At 72.1% G+C, this 15,238-nt stretch carries 15 protein-coding genes and 1 pseudogene; all 16 read right to left on the bottom strand.

Features of this window, described 5'->3' with window-relative positions; translation table 11 throughout:
• On the bottom strand, positions 1–1,454 hold a 1,454-nt coding region (gene der, locus ABT08_RS10680; RefSeq protein ID WP_288114924.1), incomplete at its 3' end, for a ribosome biogenesis GTPase Der.
• Positions 1,444–2,160 carry a (d)CMP kinase gene (gene cmk / locus ABT08_RS10675; RefSeq protein ID WP_045247664.1) on the bottom strand — a complete coding sequence of 239 codons (717 nt, stop codon included), beginning with the start codon at positions 2,158–2,160 and terminating at the stop codon, positions 1,444–1,446. The genes der and cmk, both read right to left, overlap by 11 nt.
• Entirely contained in the window at positions 2,157–3,281 is a 1,125-nt protein-coding gene (locus ABT08_RS10670; RefSeq protein WP_045247663.1) for a prephenate dehydrogenase, read from the bottom strand. The genes cmk and ABT08_RS10670 overlap by 4 nt, the downstream gene beginning before the upstream one ends.
• Positions 3,278–4,081 carry a pseudouridine synthase gene (locus tag ABT08_RS10665; protein ID WP_045247662.1) on the bottom strand — a complete coding sequence of 268 codons (804 nt, stop codon included), beginning with the start codon at positions 4,079–4,081 and terminating at the stop codon, positions 3,278–3,280. Before ABT08_RS10665 ends, ABT08_RS10670 begins: the two co-directional genes overlap by 4 nt.
• The gene (gene scpB / locus ABT08_RS10660) at positions 4,078–4,719 is read right to left on the bottom strand and encodes an SMC-Scp complex subunit ScpB (protein WP_045247661.1); all 642 of its coding nucleotides are present in this window, start codon (positions 4,717–4,719) and stop codon (positions 4,078–4,080) included. The genes ABT08_RS10665 and scpB overlap by 4 nt, the downstream gene beginning before the upstream one ends.
• Positions 4,709–5,641 carry a segregation and condensation protein A gene (locus ABT08_RS10655; protein ID WP_082483201.1) on the bottom strand — a complete coding sequence of 311 codons (933 nt, stop codon included), beginning with the start codon at positions 5,639–5,641 and terminating at the stop codon, positions 4,709–4,711. The genes scpB and ABT08_RS10655 overlap by 11 nt, the downstream gene beginning before the upstream one ends.
• The gene (locus ABT08_RS10650; RefSeq protein WP_056209278.1) at positions 5,625–6,515 is read right to left on the bottom strand and encodes a ParA family protein; all 891 of its coding nucleotides are present in this window, start codon (positions 6,513–6,515) and stop codon (positions 5,625–5,627) included. Before ABT08_RS10650 ends, ABT08_RS10655 begins: the two co-directional genes overlap by 17 nt.
• 60 nt (positions 6,516–6,575) lie before the next feature.
• Positions 6,576–7,499 carry a site-specific tyrosine recombinase XerD gene (gene xerD, locus ABT08_RS10645; protein ID WP_288114923.1) on the bottom strand — a complete coding sequence of 308 codons (924 nt, stop codon included), beginning with the start codon at positions 7,497–7,499 and terminating at the stop codon, positions 6,576–6,578.
• A gap of 16 nt (positions 7,500–7,515) precedes the next feature.
• The gene (locus tag ABT08_RS10640) at positions 7,516–8,103 is read right to left on the bottom strand and encodes an NUDIX domain-containing protein (protein WP_288114921.1); all 588 of its coding nucleotides are present in this window, start codon (positions 8,101–8,103) and stop codon (positions 7,516–7,518) included.
• Positions 8,087–9,784 carry a CTP synthase gene (pyrG, locus tag ABT08_RS10635; protein ID WP_056209549.1) on the bottom strand — a complete coding sequence of 566 codons (1,698 nt, stop codon included), beginning with the start codon at positions 9,782–9,784 and terminating at the stop codon, positions 8,087–8,089. The genes ABT08_RS10640 and pyrG overlap by 17 nt, the downstream gene beginning before the upstream one ends.
• A gap of 17 nt (positions 9,785–9,801) precedes the next feature.
• Positions 9,802–11,485: pseudogene (recN, locus tag ABT08_RS10630) on the bottom strand (DNA repair protein RecN).
• Complete coding sequence (locus ABT08_RS10625) at positions 11,482–12,450, bottom strand: NAD kinase (protein ID WP_056209286.1); 969 nt, start codon at positions 12,448–12,450, stop codon at positions 11,482–11,484. Before ABT08_RS10625 ends, recN begins: the two are co-directional and overlap by 4 nt.
• Positions 12,447–13,247: a TlyA family RNA methyltransferase gene (locus ABT08_RS10620; protein ID WP_288114920.1), complete on the bottom strand. Its 801-nt coding sequence runs from the start codon at positions 13,245–13,247 to the stop codon at positions 12,447–12,449. Before ABT08_RS10620 ends, ABT08_RS10625 begins: the two co-directional genes overlap by 4 nt.
• Positions 13,247–13,402, bottom strand: coding sequence for a hypothetical protein (locus tag ABT08_RS10615; protein ID WP_171006108.1), 156 nt, complete (start codon positions 13,400–13,402; stop codon positions 13,247–13,249). The genes ABT08_RS10620 and ABT08_RS10615 overlap by 1 nt, the downstream gene beginning before the upstream one ends.
• 75 nt (positions 13,403–13,477) lie before the next feature.
• Positions 13,478–14,518 carry an HAD-IIA family hydrolase gene (locus tag ABT08_RS10610; protein WP_137877710.1) on the bottom strand — a complete coding sequence of 347 codons (1,041 nt, stop codon included), beginning with the start codon at positions 14,516–14,518 and terminating at the stop codon, positions 13,478–13,480.
• A partial coding sequence (locus ABT08_RS10605; protein ID WP_288114918.1) for a hypothetical protein occupies positions 14,515–15,238 on the bottom strand: 724 nt, incomplete at its 5' end. The genes ABT08_RS10610 and ABT08_RS10605, both read right to left, overlap by 4 nt.

The raw sequence follows: 15,238 nt of genomic DNA, 5'->3' as shown, positions 1-15,238 counted from the left end.
CGCAGGCGGCGCTGGATGAACCGGCGGTAGCCCGGGTCGAGGAATCCGGTCGTGAACAGCACGAATGTCGGCGGGCGCGTCGACGCCTGGGTGCCGAACAGGATCCGCGGCTGCTTGCCGCCGCGTACGGGGTGCGGGTGCTCGGCGACGAGCTCCGACAGGAAGGCGTTGAACTTCCCGGTCGGGATGCGCTGATCCCACGACTCCAGCGCCGTCTCGAGCGCGGGCACGAGCTTGTCGAGGTGACGCCCGGTGCGCGCCGAGATGTTCACGCGCGGCGCCCAGGCGACGTGCGCGAGGTCCTGTTCGATCTCCCGCTCGAGATAGCGCCGACGGTCGATGTTCTCGTACTCGATCGTGGTGAGCACGTCCCACTTATTGTAGGCGAGCACGAGCGCGCGGCCCGACTCGAGCACCATGTCGATGATGCGCACGTCCTGCTCGCTGATGGGCTCCGAGACGTCGAGCACGACGACGGCGACCTCCGCCTTCTCCAGCGCCGACGCGGTGCGCAGCGACGCGTAGAAGTCGGCGCCCTGCTGCAGGTGCACGCGACGGCGGATGCCGGCGGTGTCGACGAAGCGCCACAGCTTGCCGCCGAGCTCCACGATCTCATCGACCGGGTCGCGAGTGGTGCCGGCGAGGTCGTTCACGACCACGCGCTCGGCGCCGGCCGCCTTGTTCAGCAGCGACGACTTGCCGACGTTCGGCCGCCCGAGGATCGCCACGCGGCGCGGGCCGCCGATCTCGTGCGAGGCGACGGCCGAGACATCCGGCAGCACCTTCACCAGCTCGTCGAGGAGGTCCGCGACGCCACGGCCGTGGATGGCCGACACCGGGCGGGGCTCGCCGAGCCCGAGGTTCCACAGGGCCGCGGCCTCGGGCTCCTGCCGGGCGTCATCGATCTTGTTCGCGACGAGCAGCACCGGCTTGCCGCTGCGGCGCAGCAGCTTCACGACCTGCTCGTCGGTCGAGGTCGCCCCGACGATCGCGTCGACCACGAACAGCACGACGTCGGCCAGCTCGATCGCGATCTCGGCCTGCTGCGCGACGGAACGGTCGATGCCGCGCGCGTCGGGCTCCCACCCGCCGGTGTCGACGAGGGAGAAGCGACGCTCCATCCACTCGGCCTTGTACGTCACGCGGTCACGGGTCACGCCCGGCACATCCTCGACGACCGCCTCACGGCGCCCCAGGATGCGGTTCACGAGCGCCGACTTGCCGACGTTCGGGCGCCCCACGATCGCCACGACCGGCAGCGCCGGCAGGTACTCGTTGCCGTGCTCGTCGGTGAAGACGGCACCGAGCAGCTCGGTGTCGTCGTCATCGAGGTCGTACTCCTCGAGCGATGCGCGCAGCGTCGCCGCGCGCTGGTCGGCGAGTGCATCGTCGATGCCCGCCAGCTTCTCGGCGAGGCCGTCCGGCCCGCCTTCGTACTCGTCGTCAGACGACATCGTGCACCTCCTGTGCCGCGCCGGTCTCCTCGGCGATCACCGCGAGCACCGCGTCGACGGTGCCCTCGAAGTCGAGGTGGGTCGAGTCCACGACCCGCACCCCGTCCGCCGCGTCCATGAACTCGACGACGGCCGAGTCGGCGGCATCGCGTCTCTCGATGGATGCCGCGACCACCGCGACATCCGCCCCCTCGGTCTCCGCCGTGCGCCGGGCGGCCCGCACGGCCGGGTCGGCCGTCAGCAGCACCCGCGCCTCGGCGTCGGGGAACACGATCGTGGTGATGTCGCGCCCCTCGACGACGACTCCCGGGCGTCCCGCGCCCGCGACGAGCGCGCGGAAGAGGCCGGTGAGCCCGCGGCGCACGGCCGGCACGCGGGCGACGCCGCTGACCGCCTCGGTGACCCGCGACGTGCGGATCGCCTCGGTCACATCAGTGCCGGCGACCGAAACGCGCGCCTCGGCGGGGTCGAGCGAGATCCACAGGTCGAAATCGCCCGAGGCGTCGACGACGGCCGATGCGTCGGACGTGTCGACGGCGTGGGCCAGGGCGTGCCAGGCCAGCGCCCGGTAGACGGCGCCGGTGTCGAGGTAGCCGTAACCGAGGCGCGACGCGACGGCGCGCGACACGCTCGACTTGCCGCTGCCGGCCGGGCCGTCGACGGCCACGACCCGCACGAGGCCGGGACGGGTGAGCGATTCGGTCATGAGGGGAGGCTCGCAATCTTCCAGCCGCGGGCCTCGAGACCGTCGACCGCGGGGTGCACGGCACCCGGCACGACGCTGATCTCGGCGAGGCCGAACTGGGCTCCGGGGGAATGCTCGAGGCGCAGGTCCTCGACGTTGACGCCGAGCTCGCCGAGCTCGCCGAACAGGCGGCCCAGCTGACCCGGGGTGTCGTCGACCATGACGACGAAGCTCTCGAAACGGCGGTTCTGACCGTGCTTGCCGGGCAGACGCTCGACGCCCTCGTTGCCGCGGCGGATCGTCTCGGCGACCTCGCGCCGCGCCCCGGGCGCCTCGGGCGCGCGCAGCGCCTCGGCGACGTCGGCGAGGTCGGCGGCGAGCGCGTCGAGCACCTCGACGACCGGCGCCGCGTTCGCCCCGAGGATCTGCACCCACAGCTCGGGGGCGGATGCCGCGATCCGCGTGGTGTCGCGCACCCCCTGCCCGGCGAGGGACAGCGATGCGGCACTGGCATCGGTGAAGCGCGCGGCGAGCAGGCTCGCGACCAGCTGCGGCACATGGGAGACGAGCGCGACCGAGCGGTCGTGCTCCTCCGGACCCATCTCGACGGGCGTCGCCCCGAGGTCGAGAGCGAGCCCTTCGACGACGGCGAGGTCGGCGGCGCTGGTCTCCGCGTCGCGGCAGACGACCCACGGGCGTCCGATGAAGATGTCGGCGCGGGCCGCGATCGCTCCCCCGCGCTCGCGCCCGGCGAGCGGGTGGGAGCCGATGTAGCGCGCGAGGTCGACCCCGCGGCGGCGCAGCTCGACGAGCGGCTCGAGCTTGACGCTCGCGACATCCGTCACGACCGCCTGCGGGTGCGCGACCAGCTCACGCTCGATCACATCCGCGGTGACATCCGGCGGCACCGCCACGACGACGAGCGACGGGCGGTCGTCGGCGGTGGCAGAGCGCCCCGCACCGTAGTCGACGGCGAGCTGCAGCTGCGCGCGCGAGGTGTCGTCGAGGATGACCTCGACCCCCAGCGCCCGCAGGGCGTGGCCGATGCTCGCACCGAGCAGGCCGGCGCCGACGACGCGCACCGGACCCTGAGTGCGTACGGCGACGCGCGGGCGCGCGGACACGGCGGCGGGATCGGTCATCGGAGCTCCGGAGAATCTTCGGGCGCGGGATCGGCGCCCTGGCGCGCGAGGGTGAGCAGCGCGCCCCTCTCCACTGTAGTCAACTCGCGGGCCCGACCCACCGGGAGGCTTCCCAGGTGGAGCGGTCCGAACTGGCGGCGCACCAGCTCGATGACCGGATGCCCCACCTCGGCCATCATGCGCCGCACGATGCGGTTGCGCCCTGAGTGAAGGGTGAGCTCCACCAGGGACGAGGCACCGTGCCCGCCACGGGACGCGTCGAGCAGGCGGGCCTTGTCGGCGACGATCTCGCCGTCCTCCAGCTGCACGCCGCGGGTGAGCCGCGCGATCGTCTGCGGACTGACGGTGCCCACGACCTTCGCGATGTAGACCTTCGTGACCCCGAACGAGGGGTGCGCAAGGACGTGTGCGAGGCCGCCGTCGTTCGTGAGCACGAGCAGGCCGCTCGTGTCCTGGTCGAGCCGGCCCACGTTGTAGAGGCGCTCGTCCCAGTCGGCGGTGTAGCGGCGCAGGTCGGGGCGGCCCTTCTCGTCGCGCATCGTCGAGACGACGCCGACCGGCTTGTTCAGCACCACGTACCGCTTCGACTGGTCGAGCTGCACCGCGGTACCGTCGACGTCGACCAGGTCGACCTCCGGGTCGATGCGGCTGCCGAGCTCCGTGACGACGACCCCGTTCACGCGCACGCGGCCGCTCGCGATCAGCTCTTCGCAGACACGGCGCGACGCGACGCCCGCGTGGGCGAGCACCTTCTGCAGACGCACGCCCGCGGCATCCGTCTGCTCATCGGCGCCGCTCACCGGAACGCCTCGTCGAAGCCGCGCGAACCGTCGTCAAGCAGGGGTGAAATGTGCGGGAGGTCGTCGAGCGAGTTGATGCCGAGGTGCTCGAGCAGCGCGTCGGAGGTGCCGTACAGGATCGCGCCGGTCTCGGCGTCCTGTCCGACCTCGGTGATGAGTCCGCGGGAGACGAGCGTGCGCACGACGGAGTCGACGTTCACTGCGCGGATCTGCGCGACCTGGCCGCGGGTCACCGGCTGCTTGTAGGCGATGACCGCAAGGGTCTCGAGCGCGGCCTGCGACAGGCGCGACGGCGCCTGTCCGCCGAGGAACTCGGCCACGAGCGGGTCGTAGTCCTCGCGCACGTAGAGGCGCCAGCCGCCGCCGACCTCCCGCAGCTCGAACCCGCGACGCGGGCCGTCGGACTCGCCGTCGTAGTCGGCGACGAGCGCCTGCAGGGCGGCGCGCGCGGCCGCGACCGGCGCGTTCACCGCCGCCGCGAGGCTCACCAGGCTGTGGGGCTCGTCGATCATCAGCAGGATCGCCTCGAGACGCCGGGCCACCGAGCCGACATCCTGCGGCCAGCGCACCGGGTCGGCCGACACGAGGCCGTCGGCCGCGGGGGCGGCGACGTCGTCGGATGTCTCGTCAACGGTCATAGTCGGCTCCCAAACTCGCCAGCGTCTCGTCGCTCCACCGGTCGGCGCTCCATCGGAGCGTCAGCTCCCCCAGGGGCTCCAGCTGTTCGAACGACAGCGCCGCATGGCGGTAGAGCTCGAGGATCGACAGGAAGCGCGCGACCACGATACCGGGCTGCGCGACGCCGGCGACGAGCTCGCGGAACGACAGCGTGCCCGCCGAGCGCAGCAGCGTCACCACGATCGCGGCCTGCTCGCGGATGCTCACGAGCGGCGCGTGCAGGTGGTCGAGCCCGACCTCGGGGATCGCGCGGGGAGCGAACGCGAGCATGGCGAGCGCCGCGAAGTCGTCGGGCGTGAGCGTCCAGACGAGCTCCGGCACCGTGCGGCGGAACTTCTCGTCGAGGCGCGCGGCCCGCGTGTGGCGCCGGTCCTCGCGCTCGAGCGAGCGCGCGAACCACGCGGAGACCTCCTTGAAGGCGCGGTACTGCAGCAGCCGCGCGAACAGCAGGTCGCGCGCCTCGAGCAGCGCGACCGATTCCGCGTCGATCAGCTCGCCCTGCGGCAGGAGGCCGGCGACCTTCATGTCGAGCAGCGTCGCGGCCACGACGAGGAACTCCGACGCCTGCTCCATCTCCTCGTCGGGGTCGAGCTCGCGCAGGTACGCGATGAACTCGTCGGTGACCGCGCTCAGCGACACCTCGGTGATGTCGAGCTCCCGCCGGGAGATCAGGGTGAGCAGCAGATCGAACGGGCCGTCGAAGACGCCGAGGGACACGCGAAAACCGGATGCCGCGGCATCCGCGTCGCCCGACGGAGCATCGGCCGAGGCGGTTTCCGCGCTCGCGGAGTCGTGCACGGGGTGCGACGCCGCGACGGCGTCGGCGGACGCGAGGGGGTCGACGACGTCGGGTGCTGCCGCCTCGTCAGGCGACGGCGCCACGGGACACCAGCTCCCGCGCAAGACGGAGGTAGGCCTGCGCGGCCGCGTGCTCGGGGGCGAACTCGGTGATGGGCTGGCCGGCGACGGTCGCGTCGGGGAACTTCACCGTGCGGCCGATGACCGTCTCGAGCACGTCATCGCCGAACGCGTCGACGACCCGCTCGAGCACCTCGCGCGAGTGCAGCGTGCGCGGGTCGTACATCGTGGCGACGACACCGTCGAGGCGGATCGTCGGGTTCAGACGGTCGCGCACCTTGTCGATCGTCTCGATGAGCAGGGCGACGCCGCGCAGCGCGAAGAACTCGCACTCCAGCGGAATGACCACGCCGTGGCTCGCGGTGAGCGCGTTGACAGTCAGCAGACCGAGCGAGGGCTGGCAGTCGATGAGGATGACGTCGTACTCGGGGGCGAGCTTGCGCAGCACCCGCGAGAGGATCGTCTCGCGGGCGACCTCGTTGACGAGGTGCACCTCCGCCGCCGACAGGTCGATGTTCGCCGGCAGCACGTCGAGACCCTCGACGCCGGTGTGCACGACGACCTCATGCGGGTCGCGCTTGGTGTCCAGCAGCAGGTCGTAGACGGTGGGCACGTCGTGCGTGGTGATGCCGAGGCCGGCCGACAGCGCGCCCTGCGGGTCGAAGTCGACGGCGAGCACCTTGCGCCCGTAGGAGGCGAGCGAGGCGGCCAGGTTGATCGCGGTCGTCGTCTTGCCGACGCCGCCCTTCTGATTGCACAGCGAGATGATGCGGGCCGGCCCGTGCGACGCGAGCGGCGCGGGCGTCGGGAAGCCGCGGTAGGGGCGTCCGGTCGGCCCGATCGGGGTGTCCTCCGCTGTCGTCGGAGATGCCTTGCCCCCTGCTGCTCTGCTGGCCACCGTGCTCCTTCTTGCGGATCGTTCGGTCGATTCTAGCGACGAGCAGAGCGGATGCCGCGGCTACCGCGCGCGCGGATGCGAAGACGCGTAGACCTCCCGCAGCGTGTCGACGCTCACGTGCGTGTAGATCTGGGTGGTGCTGACGGAGGCGTGTCCGAGCAGCTCCTGCACGACGCGCACGTCCGCCCCGCCCTGCAGCAGGTGGGTCGCGAAGGAGTGCCGCAGCGTGTGCGGGGACACGTTGGCGTCGAGGCCGGCGCGCTCCGCGGCATCCTGGATCACGAGCCACGCGCTCTGCCGTGACAGCGGGGCACCGCGCACCCCGAGGAAGAGGCGCGCACTCGCCCGCCCGCGGCGGGAGAGGTCGGGTCGCACCCGCGTGAGGTAGGCCGCGAGCGCCTCGCGCGCGTACGAGCCGAGCGGCACGATGCGCTCCTTCGACCCCTTGCCGCGCACGCGCACGATCTCGGTGTCGATGACGTCGTCGACATCAAGGGAGACCGCCTCCGACACGCGCGCTCCGGTGGCGTACAGCAGCTCGAGCAGCGCGCGGTCGCGCAGCTGCACCGCGCTCGCCTCGTGCTGCGCGCCCGGGGCGGGACCGGCGCCGTCGAGGAGCCGGTCGACCTGGTCGATCGTGAGCGCCTTCGGCAGGCGCTTCGGCAGCTTCGGCGCGACGAGCCGCGTCGTCGGGTCGACCTCGGTCCATCCCTCGCGCAGCGCGAAGCGGTGCAGTCCCCGCACCGACGACTGCAGGCGCGCGAGACTGGATGCCGCGGGCCGCGGCTCGCCCGAGGCGACCTCGGCGAGGAACGCGTCGACATCGTTCGCCGTGAGCGCCGCGACATCCGTCACGTCGCGCGTCTCGAGCCACGCCAGGTAGCGCGCCAGGTCGCGGCGGTACGCGGCGAGGCTGTGCGGCGACAGCCCGCGTTCGATCGTGAGGTGGCGCAGGTACCGGTCGAGGGCGCGCTCGGGGGTCACGGTCGCGCCGCTCCGGTCACGCCTCGCGGCGCAGGCGCTCGGCGCCGGCGAGCGCGCCGGCGGTCAGGATGCCGTTGCGGATGCGCCCCTCGAGCACCGCGTCGACGACGTCGCCGATCGCGATCCACTCCACGCGGATGTCGCGCTCCTCCTCCTCGCGCGCGAACGCCGTCGTGGTCGCCGACAGTCCGCGGGCGAGGAAGACGTGCACGATCTCGTCGTTGCCGCCGGGCGTCGTGTAGATGCTCACGAGCGGTTCCCAGCGGGATGCCTCGAGGTCGGCCTCCTCGGCGAGCTCGCGCCGCGCGGCGGTCGCGGGGTCCTCCCCCACGATGTCGAGCAGGCCCGCGGGGATCTCCCAGTCGCGTCGACGGATCGGGTGCCGGTACTGCTGGATCAGCAGCATCCGTCCCTCATCGTCGACCGCGACGATCGCGACGGCGCCGGTGTGATCGACGTACTGCCGCACGATCTCACCGTCGCCGTAGCGCACGGTGTCGCTGCGCACGTCCCACACCTTGCCGGCGAAGACGAGTTCGGAGGCGACGACCTCGACGTCGACGGGCTCGTCGGCGAGGCCGCGCGGGTCAGTCGTGTTCGACATCGAAGAGCTCGCTCGCACGACGACGGTCGAGCGACGCGCCCACGAGGCCGCGGAAGAGCGGATGCGGCGTGGTCGGCCGCGAGCGCAGCTCGGGGTGCGCCTGGGTGGCGATGTAGAACGGGTGCACGTCGCGCGGCAGCTCGACGTACTCGACGAGGTTGCGGTCGGGCGAGAGGCCCGAGAACACGAGGCCCGCCTCGGAGAGCTGGTCGCGGTAGGCGTTGTTGACCTCGTAGCGGTGACGGTGTCGCTCGGACACGCGCTGTGCGCCGTAGAGCTCCGCCGCGAGCGATCCCTCGCGCAGCTGCGCCGGGTAGAGGCCGAGACGCATCGTGCCGCCGAGGTCGCCGTGGTCGATGATGTCGACCTGCTCGGCCATCGTCGCGATGACGGGGAACTCGGTGTCGGGGTCGAACTCGCTCGACGAGGCGCCCGGCAGGCCGGCCTTGTTGCGGGCGTACTCGACGACCATGCACTGCAGGCCGAGGCACAGGCCGAGCGCGGGGATGCCCTGCTCGCGGGCGAAGCGCAGCGCACCGAGCTTGCCCTCGATGCCACGGATGCCGAAGCCGCCCGGCACCACGATGCCGTCGACGGCGGCGAGCGCCTTCTCGGCGCCCTCGGGGGTCTCGCAGAGGTCGGACGGGATCCACACTACGTTGACGTGCGTCTCGTGGGCGAAGCCGCCGGCTTTGAGGGCCTCCGTCACCGACAGGTAGGCGTCGGGCAGGTCGATGTACTTGCCGACGAGCCCGATCGTGACCTCGTGCTTCGGGTTGTGCACCGCCTGCAGCACCTTGCTCCACCGGCTCCAGTCGACGTCGGCCGCGGTGTCGAGGCGCAGCGCGCTGACGATGTAGTCGTCAAGTCCCTGGTCGTGCAGCATCGTCGGGATGTCGTAGATGCTCGGCACGTCGACGGCGTTGACGACCGCACCCTCGTCGACGTCGCACATGAGCGCGATCTTGCGCTTGTTCGACTCGGTGACGGGGCGGTCGCTGCGCAGCACGAGCGCATCGGGCTGGATGCCGATCGAACGGAGGGCCGCGACCGAGTGCTGCGTCGGCTTCGTCTTCTGCTCGCCGGACGCACCCATGAACGGCACGAGCGACACGTGCACGAAGAACACGTTCGCGCGGCCGAGCTCGTGACGGATCTGACGCGCCGACTCGATGAACGGCTGCGACTCGATGTCGCCGACCGTGCCGCCGATCTCGGTGATGATGACGTCGGGGCGCGGGTCCTCGCTCGCCTGCAGGCGCATGCGGCGCTTGATCTCGTCGGTGATGTGCGGGATGACCTGCACGGTGTCGCCGAGGTACTCGCCGCGGCGCTCGCGGGCGATGACCTGCGAGTAGATCTGGCCGGTGGTGACGTTCGCGGCCTGGCTGAGCTCGATGTCGAGGAAGCGCTCATAGTGGCCGATGTCGAGGTCGGTCTCGGCGCCGTCGTCGGTCACGAAGACCTCGCCGTGCTGGAACGGGTTCATCGTGCCCGGATCGACGTTCAGATACGGGTCGAGCTTCTGCATGACGACTCGGAGTCCGCGCGCGGTCAGCAGGTTTCCGAGGCTGGCGGCGGTCAGCCCCTTCCCCAACGACGAAACGACACCACCGGTGACGAAGATGTGCTTGGTGGTGCCGTTAGGGGTTCCGTGGGGGGCTGACTCAGTCGTATGCATCACGGGCTTTCATCCTATCAGCGGGTCGGGGGTGCGAGGTCCAGCAACTCGCGGGCGTGGCTCAGCGCCGACGCCGAGTCCGAGAGCCCCGACAGCAGCCGAGCCATCTCGGCCTCGCGCTCGGCGCCGTCGAGCCGGCGCACGCTCGAGGACGTCACCGAACCGTCGCTGGCCTTGACGACGGTGAGATGGTTGCCGGCGAAGGCGGCCACCTGCGCGAGGTGGGTGACGACGATCACCTGGGATGTCTCGGCGAGCCGGTGCAGCCGGCGACCGACCTCGATCGCCGCAGCGCCTCCGATGCCCGCATCGATCTCGTCGAACACGAAGGTCGGCACCGGGTCGGTGGAGGCGATGACGACCTCGATCGCGAGCATCACCCGGCTGAGCTCGCCGCCCGAGGCGCTGCGTGCGACAGCGCGCGGCTCGGCGCCGGGGTGGGGCGCCAGCAGGATCGCCACCTCGTCGCGACCCGACGACGAGTCCGCGGTCGCGCTGACCGAGATCGTGACGGTGGCATCGGGAAGCGCAAGGGCGTGCAGCTCGTCGGTGACGACCGCCGCGAGAGCGGATGCCGCCTGCTCCCGCGCCTCCGTGAGAGCGGATGCCGCGGCATCGAGGTCTGCGGCCGCGACAGCGCGCTCGGCGTGGAGGGCGTCGACCCGCTCGGGGTCGTCGTCGAGGTCGAGCAGACGCAGCGCGCCCGTGCGGGCGAGCTCCAGGGCGGCGTCGAGGGAGCCCGCCGCCCAGCGCGGCCCGCCGCTCCTCGAGCGCGGCGAGCTCCTGCGGACCCGACTCGTCGAGGTCGGCGAGGTAGGCGGCGAGGGCGGCCGCGGCATCCGTCGCCCGGTATCCGAGCTCGGTGACCTGTGCGGCGATCTCTGCGAGCGCGGCGTCGTTGTCGGCGGCGCGTTCCAGCGCGTGCCGCGCCTCGCCGAGCAGGCCGATCACGTCGGGGAGATCGTCGTCGCGGGAGAGCGCATCGTGCGCCTGGGTCGCGGCGGCGCGCAGGTCTTCGGCGTGCGCAAGGCGTTCTGCTCGCGCAGCGACGTCGACGTCCTCCCCCGGCTGGGGATCGACGGCCTCGATCGCCGCGAGGTCGGCGCGCAGCGTCGCCGCCTCGCGCGACCGGGCTTCGCCGTCGCCCTCCACCTCGGACAGCACACGGTCGAGTTCGCGCACCCGGGCGTAGGCGGCGCGGTAGGCCTCGAGAGCCGCGGTGATCGTCGCCCCGCCGAACCTGTCGAGGGCGTCGCGCTGGGCGGCGGCCGAGCGCAGACGCAGCTGGTCGGACTGCCCGTGCACGACGACGAGGTGCTCCGCGAGCTCGGACAGCACCCCGACCGGGGCGCTGCGCCCGCCGACGTAGGCACGACTGCGCCCCTCCGCGCTGAGCGAGCGACCGAGCAGCAGTTCGGCGCGGCCGTCGCCGAGGTCGTCGAGGTCTCCGCCCGCGTCGGCGACGCGCTCGGCGACGGCACCGGTCGTCGGAACGATCCAGACGCCGTCGACGCTCGCCGCGGATGCCCCGGCGCGCACCGCGCCCGAGTCGGCGCGGGCACCGAGCACGAGTCCGAGGCCGGTGACCACCATGGTCTTGCCGGCGCCGGTCTCTCCCGTGATCGCGGTGAAGCCGGGACCGATGGGCAGCACGGCGTCGTCGATGACGCCGAGGCCCTGCAGGTGCAACTGCTCGATCACGCGTCGTCGCTCTCGTCCCGGGCCCCGCCGATGATCGGGTGGGTGCCGGTCGACAGCTCGTCGGGCCCGCGCCAACCGTCCACCGGCAGATGGAACTTGCGCACCAGCCGGTCGGTGAAGGCGGGCGCGTGCAGACGCGCGAGACGCACCGGCTCGGGAGAACGGCGCACCACGACGCGCGCACCGGGAGGCAGCTCATGCGAGCGACGACCGTCGGCCCAGAGGATGCCGACCCCGTCGGTGCGCGCGAGCACCTCGACCGCGACGGCCGCCTCGGGTCCCACGACGAGCGGCTTCGCGAACAGGGCGTGGGCCGACAGCGGTACGACGGCGAGCGCCTCGACGGACGGCCAGATGACGGGACCGCCGGCCGAGAAGTTGTAGGCGGTCGACCCGGTCGGGGTGGACACGACGACCCCGTCGCATCCGAAGCTCGACAGCGGACGCCCGTCGATCTCGATGACGACCTCGAGCATGCGCTCGCGGCTCGCCTTCTCGACGGTCGCCTCGTTCAGCGCCCAGGTCTCGTAGACGACCTCGCCGCGGCCGTTCTTCACCCGCACCGACACGGTCAGGCGCTCCTCCACGCGGTACTCCCGCGAGATGACGCGCGCGACGGCTTCATCCAGGTCGTCGCGCTCGCTCTCGGCGAGGAACCCGACATGACCGAGGTTGATGCCGAGGATCGGCACCGCCGCGCCGCGCACGAGCTCCGCCGCACGCAGGATCGTGCCGTCGCCGCCGAGCACCACCGCGATCTCGACCCCGTCGACCGGCACCTCGATGCCGAGACGCGGAAGGTTCGCGGCGGCGGGCAGCACTTCGCCGAGCTCTTCCCGGTCGTCACGCGCGAGCACGGGCGATGCACCGGCATCGAGCAAGGCGCGGATGACGCGTTCCGCCGCATCGACCGTCGCCGCACGACGGGCGTGGGCCACCACCAGGATGTAGCGTTCCTCGCTCATCGCCCTCCCGTCATGCCGTGAACCGCCTCGCTCCATTCTGTCGGAAGCGTCCCGCCGCCCGGCCGCAGGTGCACGAGATATTCGCGATTCCCGTGCGTTCCGGCGATCGGGGAGGAGACGACGCCGGCGGTGCCGAGGCCCAGATCCCAGGCGGCCCACAGCACGCCGTTGACGGCGTCCTCCCTCAGCGCGGGGTCGGTCACGAGACCTCCCGTGACGGCGGTGCGGCCGACTTCGAACTGCGGCTTCACGAGCAGCACGATGTGGGCATCGGATGCCGCCACCTCCGCGACCGCGGGAAGCACGAGGCCGAGCGAGATGAATGACAGATCGCCGACGACGACGTCCGGAGCGGCATCCTCACCGGTCGCCCCGGCGAGCGCGGCACGGGTCATGAATCGCACGTTGAAGCCCTCGACCGCCGTCACTCCGGGGTCGCGCGCGATCTCGGGGGCGAGCTGGCCGTGGCCGACGTCGACGGCGAGCACGCGCCGCGCGCCGCGCTCACGCAGTACCTGCGTGAATCCGCCGGTCGAGGCGCCCATGTCGAGCGCGAGGCGCCCTGTGACGTCGATCACGAAGGCGTCGAGCGCCGCGATGAGCTTGTGCGCACCCCGGCTGACGTAGTGATCGGATGCCGCCACGTCGAGGTGCGCATCGTCGCTCACCGTGGTCGAGGCTTTCACCACCGGCGTGCCGTCGACGGTGACGAGCCCGTCGGCGATGAGCGTCGCCGCGTGCGTGCGGGATCGGGCGAGTCCGCGGCGGGCGAGTTCGGCGTCGAGGCGCCCGGCCATCAGGCCCCGGGCGCGGCGTCGAGCCGGCGGGTGAGGTCGTCGAGCACGTGCTGGTAGCCGGCGGCGCGCGCGGCGAGCGGCTGCTGCTCGATCACCTCGAGCTCGCCGACGAGGTCGGGGCGGGCGTCGGAAGGCTCGGGCGCGGCGGTCGACATGCCCCCAGGATACGTGTCGGCACAGCGCACCGGCGGGCTCCCGCGCCCGTGGCGCGAACGACCGGCGTGGCCGCCTCAGCTCACGCGGAACGGATCTGCGTACAGCTCCTCCGGCACACGGAACCCGAAGATCGCGCGCCCGCTCCCCCAGATCGCGGCCGCTCCGGCCCGCAGCAGGTCGATCGGCTCGTCGCCCGCGGAGATCACGCGCAGATCGACACCGTCGATCGCGACCTTCGCCTTCCCGACAGTCGTCACGTCCCCGGAGGTGATCGTCTCGGGGTAGGGCGCCGTCAGGTCGCGGAGGTCGCGGAGGATGAACGTCGGACGCGAGGTCTCGGGCGCGGCGAGCACGTGCTTGGGCCGGTCGATCCCGGTGAGCACCAGCGCCGACGCGATGTCAGCGGCTTGGGCGCCCGCGATGTCGGTGTCGAGTCGGTCGCCGATGAAGAGCGGATGCTGCGCCCCGAAGCGTGCGACGGCCTCGTGGAAGATCGGCGCCTCCGGCTTTCCGGCGACGACCGCGAGCCGGCCGACGGCCGTGTGCACCGCCGAGACCAGCGTGCCGTTGCCCGGCGCGATGCCGCGGCCCTGCGGGATCGTCCAGTCGGTGTTAGTCGCGATCCAGGGGATCCCGCCCTCCTCCTCCGGCGTCGCGAGGGCATAGGCGGCTTCGGCGAGATCCTTCCAGCCGACCTCGGGAGCGAAGCCCTGCACGACGGCTGCGGGCGCATCGTCGGCGCTGCGGGTGACGGCGAATCCGGCCTTCTCGACCTCGGTGACGAGCCCATCGCCGCCGATCACGAGGATGCGCGACCCCGCGGGCACGCGCGCGGTGAGCAGCCGCATCGCGGCCTGCGGGCTCGTGACGATGTCGGTCGGCTGCACGCCGGCCAGGCCCAGCTCGCGCAGGTGGGCGGCGACGGTGGCGTCGGTGCGCGACGCATTGTTGGTGATGAAGCCGAGGCGGCGGCCCGAGGCCGCGGCCGCGTTGAGGCTCTCGACGGCGTGCGGAATCGCCCGCGGCCCGGCGTACACCACACCGTCGAGGTCGGCGAGCACCGCATCCACCCCGTCGAGGGGGGCGGATGCCGCGGCCTTCCGCCCGAAGATCATCGCGCGTCCTCGTCGTCAGAGGAGTCGGCGACCTTCTCGTCGTCCGCGTCCGCTGCGACGTCGTCCACGGGCTGGGCAGGCGCGCGCAGAGCGTCATCCGCCTCATCGCCGACGAGCTCGTCGTCCGCCTCATCGATCTCGGATTCGGCCGGCGCACGCAGCTCGTCGCGCGCCTCGTCCTCGCTCTCGTCGAGAGTCTCGTGCTCGTCGGCGTCACGATCCTCCACGTGCGCCGAGTCTTCGACGCTCTCGACGGTGTCGTGGGCGTCCTCGTCCTCATCATCGTCGTCCGAGATGACGATGAGCTCCTCGTCCTCGCCGAACCCATTGGCCTGGTCGATCGCGTCCGCCGCGATCTCGGCACGGCGGTACCACTCGGATGCCTCGGCCTCACGGCCGAGCTCCTCGAGCACTCCGGCCCGCGCCGCGAACAGCGCGGGGCTGTACGAGAACGCACGGTCAGGGTCGAGCTCGGGAATGTCCAGCTCGGTCAGTGCCCGATCGGCTTGTCCAAGGTCGAGGCGGGCACCGGAGAGGGCGATCGCCAGTTCTACGCGCTGCTCGGCATCGAGAGTCGAGACATCGACCGCCCGACCCTCCTCGAGCGCACGGTCAGGCCGGCCGATACCCCGCTCGCTGTCGACGATCAGGGCGATCGAGTCGTCACGACCGGAGATACGGCGATAGGTCCGCAGCTCGCGCAGGGCGAGCGCGAACTCG

This window comes from Microbacterium sp. SCN 71-21, assembly GCF_001725695.1.
Classification (GTDB): domain Bacteria; phylum Actinomycetota; class Actinomycetes; order Actinomycetales; family Microbacteriaceae; genus Microbacterium; species Microbacterium ginsengisoli.
Note: the sequence above shows the minus strand (reverse complement) of the source record. Positions and strands in the feature narration are given on the sequence as shown.

Bases quoted from the DNA above. Each gene is read 5' to 3' on its own strand.
- scpB (WP_045247661.1), bottom strand. From the start codon at position 4,719: ATGACCGTTGACGAGACATCCGACGACGTCGCCGCCCCCGCGGCCGAC.
- ABT08_RS10640 (WP_288114921.1), bottom strand. From the start codon at position 8,103: ATGTCGAACACGACTGACCCGCGCGGCCTCGCCGACGAGCCCGTCGAC.
- cmk (WP_045247664.1), bottom strand. From the start codon at position 2,160: ATGACCGAATCGCTCACCCGTCCCGGCCTCGTGCGGGTCGTGGCCGTC.
- ABT08_RS10625 (WP_056209286.1), bottom strand. From the start codon at position 12,450: ATGAGCGAGGAACGCTACATCCTGGTGGTGGCCCACGCCCGTCGTGCG.
- ABT08_RS10670 (WP_045247663.1), bottom strand. From the start codon at position 3,281: ATGACCGATCCCGCCGCCGTGTCCGCGCGCCCGCGCGTCGCCGTACGC.
- ABT08_RS10610 (WP_137877710.1), bottom strand. From the start codon at position 14,518: ATGATCTTCGGGCGGAAGGCCGCGGCATCCGCCCCCCTCGACGGGGTG.
- pyrG (WP_056209549.1), bottom strand. From the start codon at position 9,784: ATGCATACGACTGAGTCAGCCCCCCACGGAACCCCTAACGGCACCACC.
- ABT08_RS10615 (WP_171006108.1), bottom strand. From the start codon at position 13,402: ATGTCGACCGCCGCGCCCGAGCCTTCCGACGCCCGCCCCGACCTCGTC.
- ABT08_RS10620 (WP_288114920.1), bottom strand. From the start codon at position 13,247: ATGGCCGGGCGCCTCGACGCCGAACTCGCCCGCCGCGGACTCGCCCGA.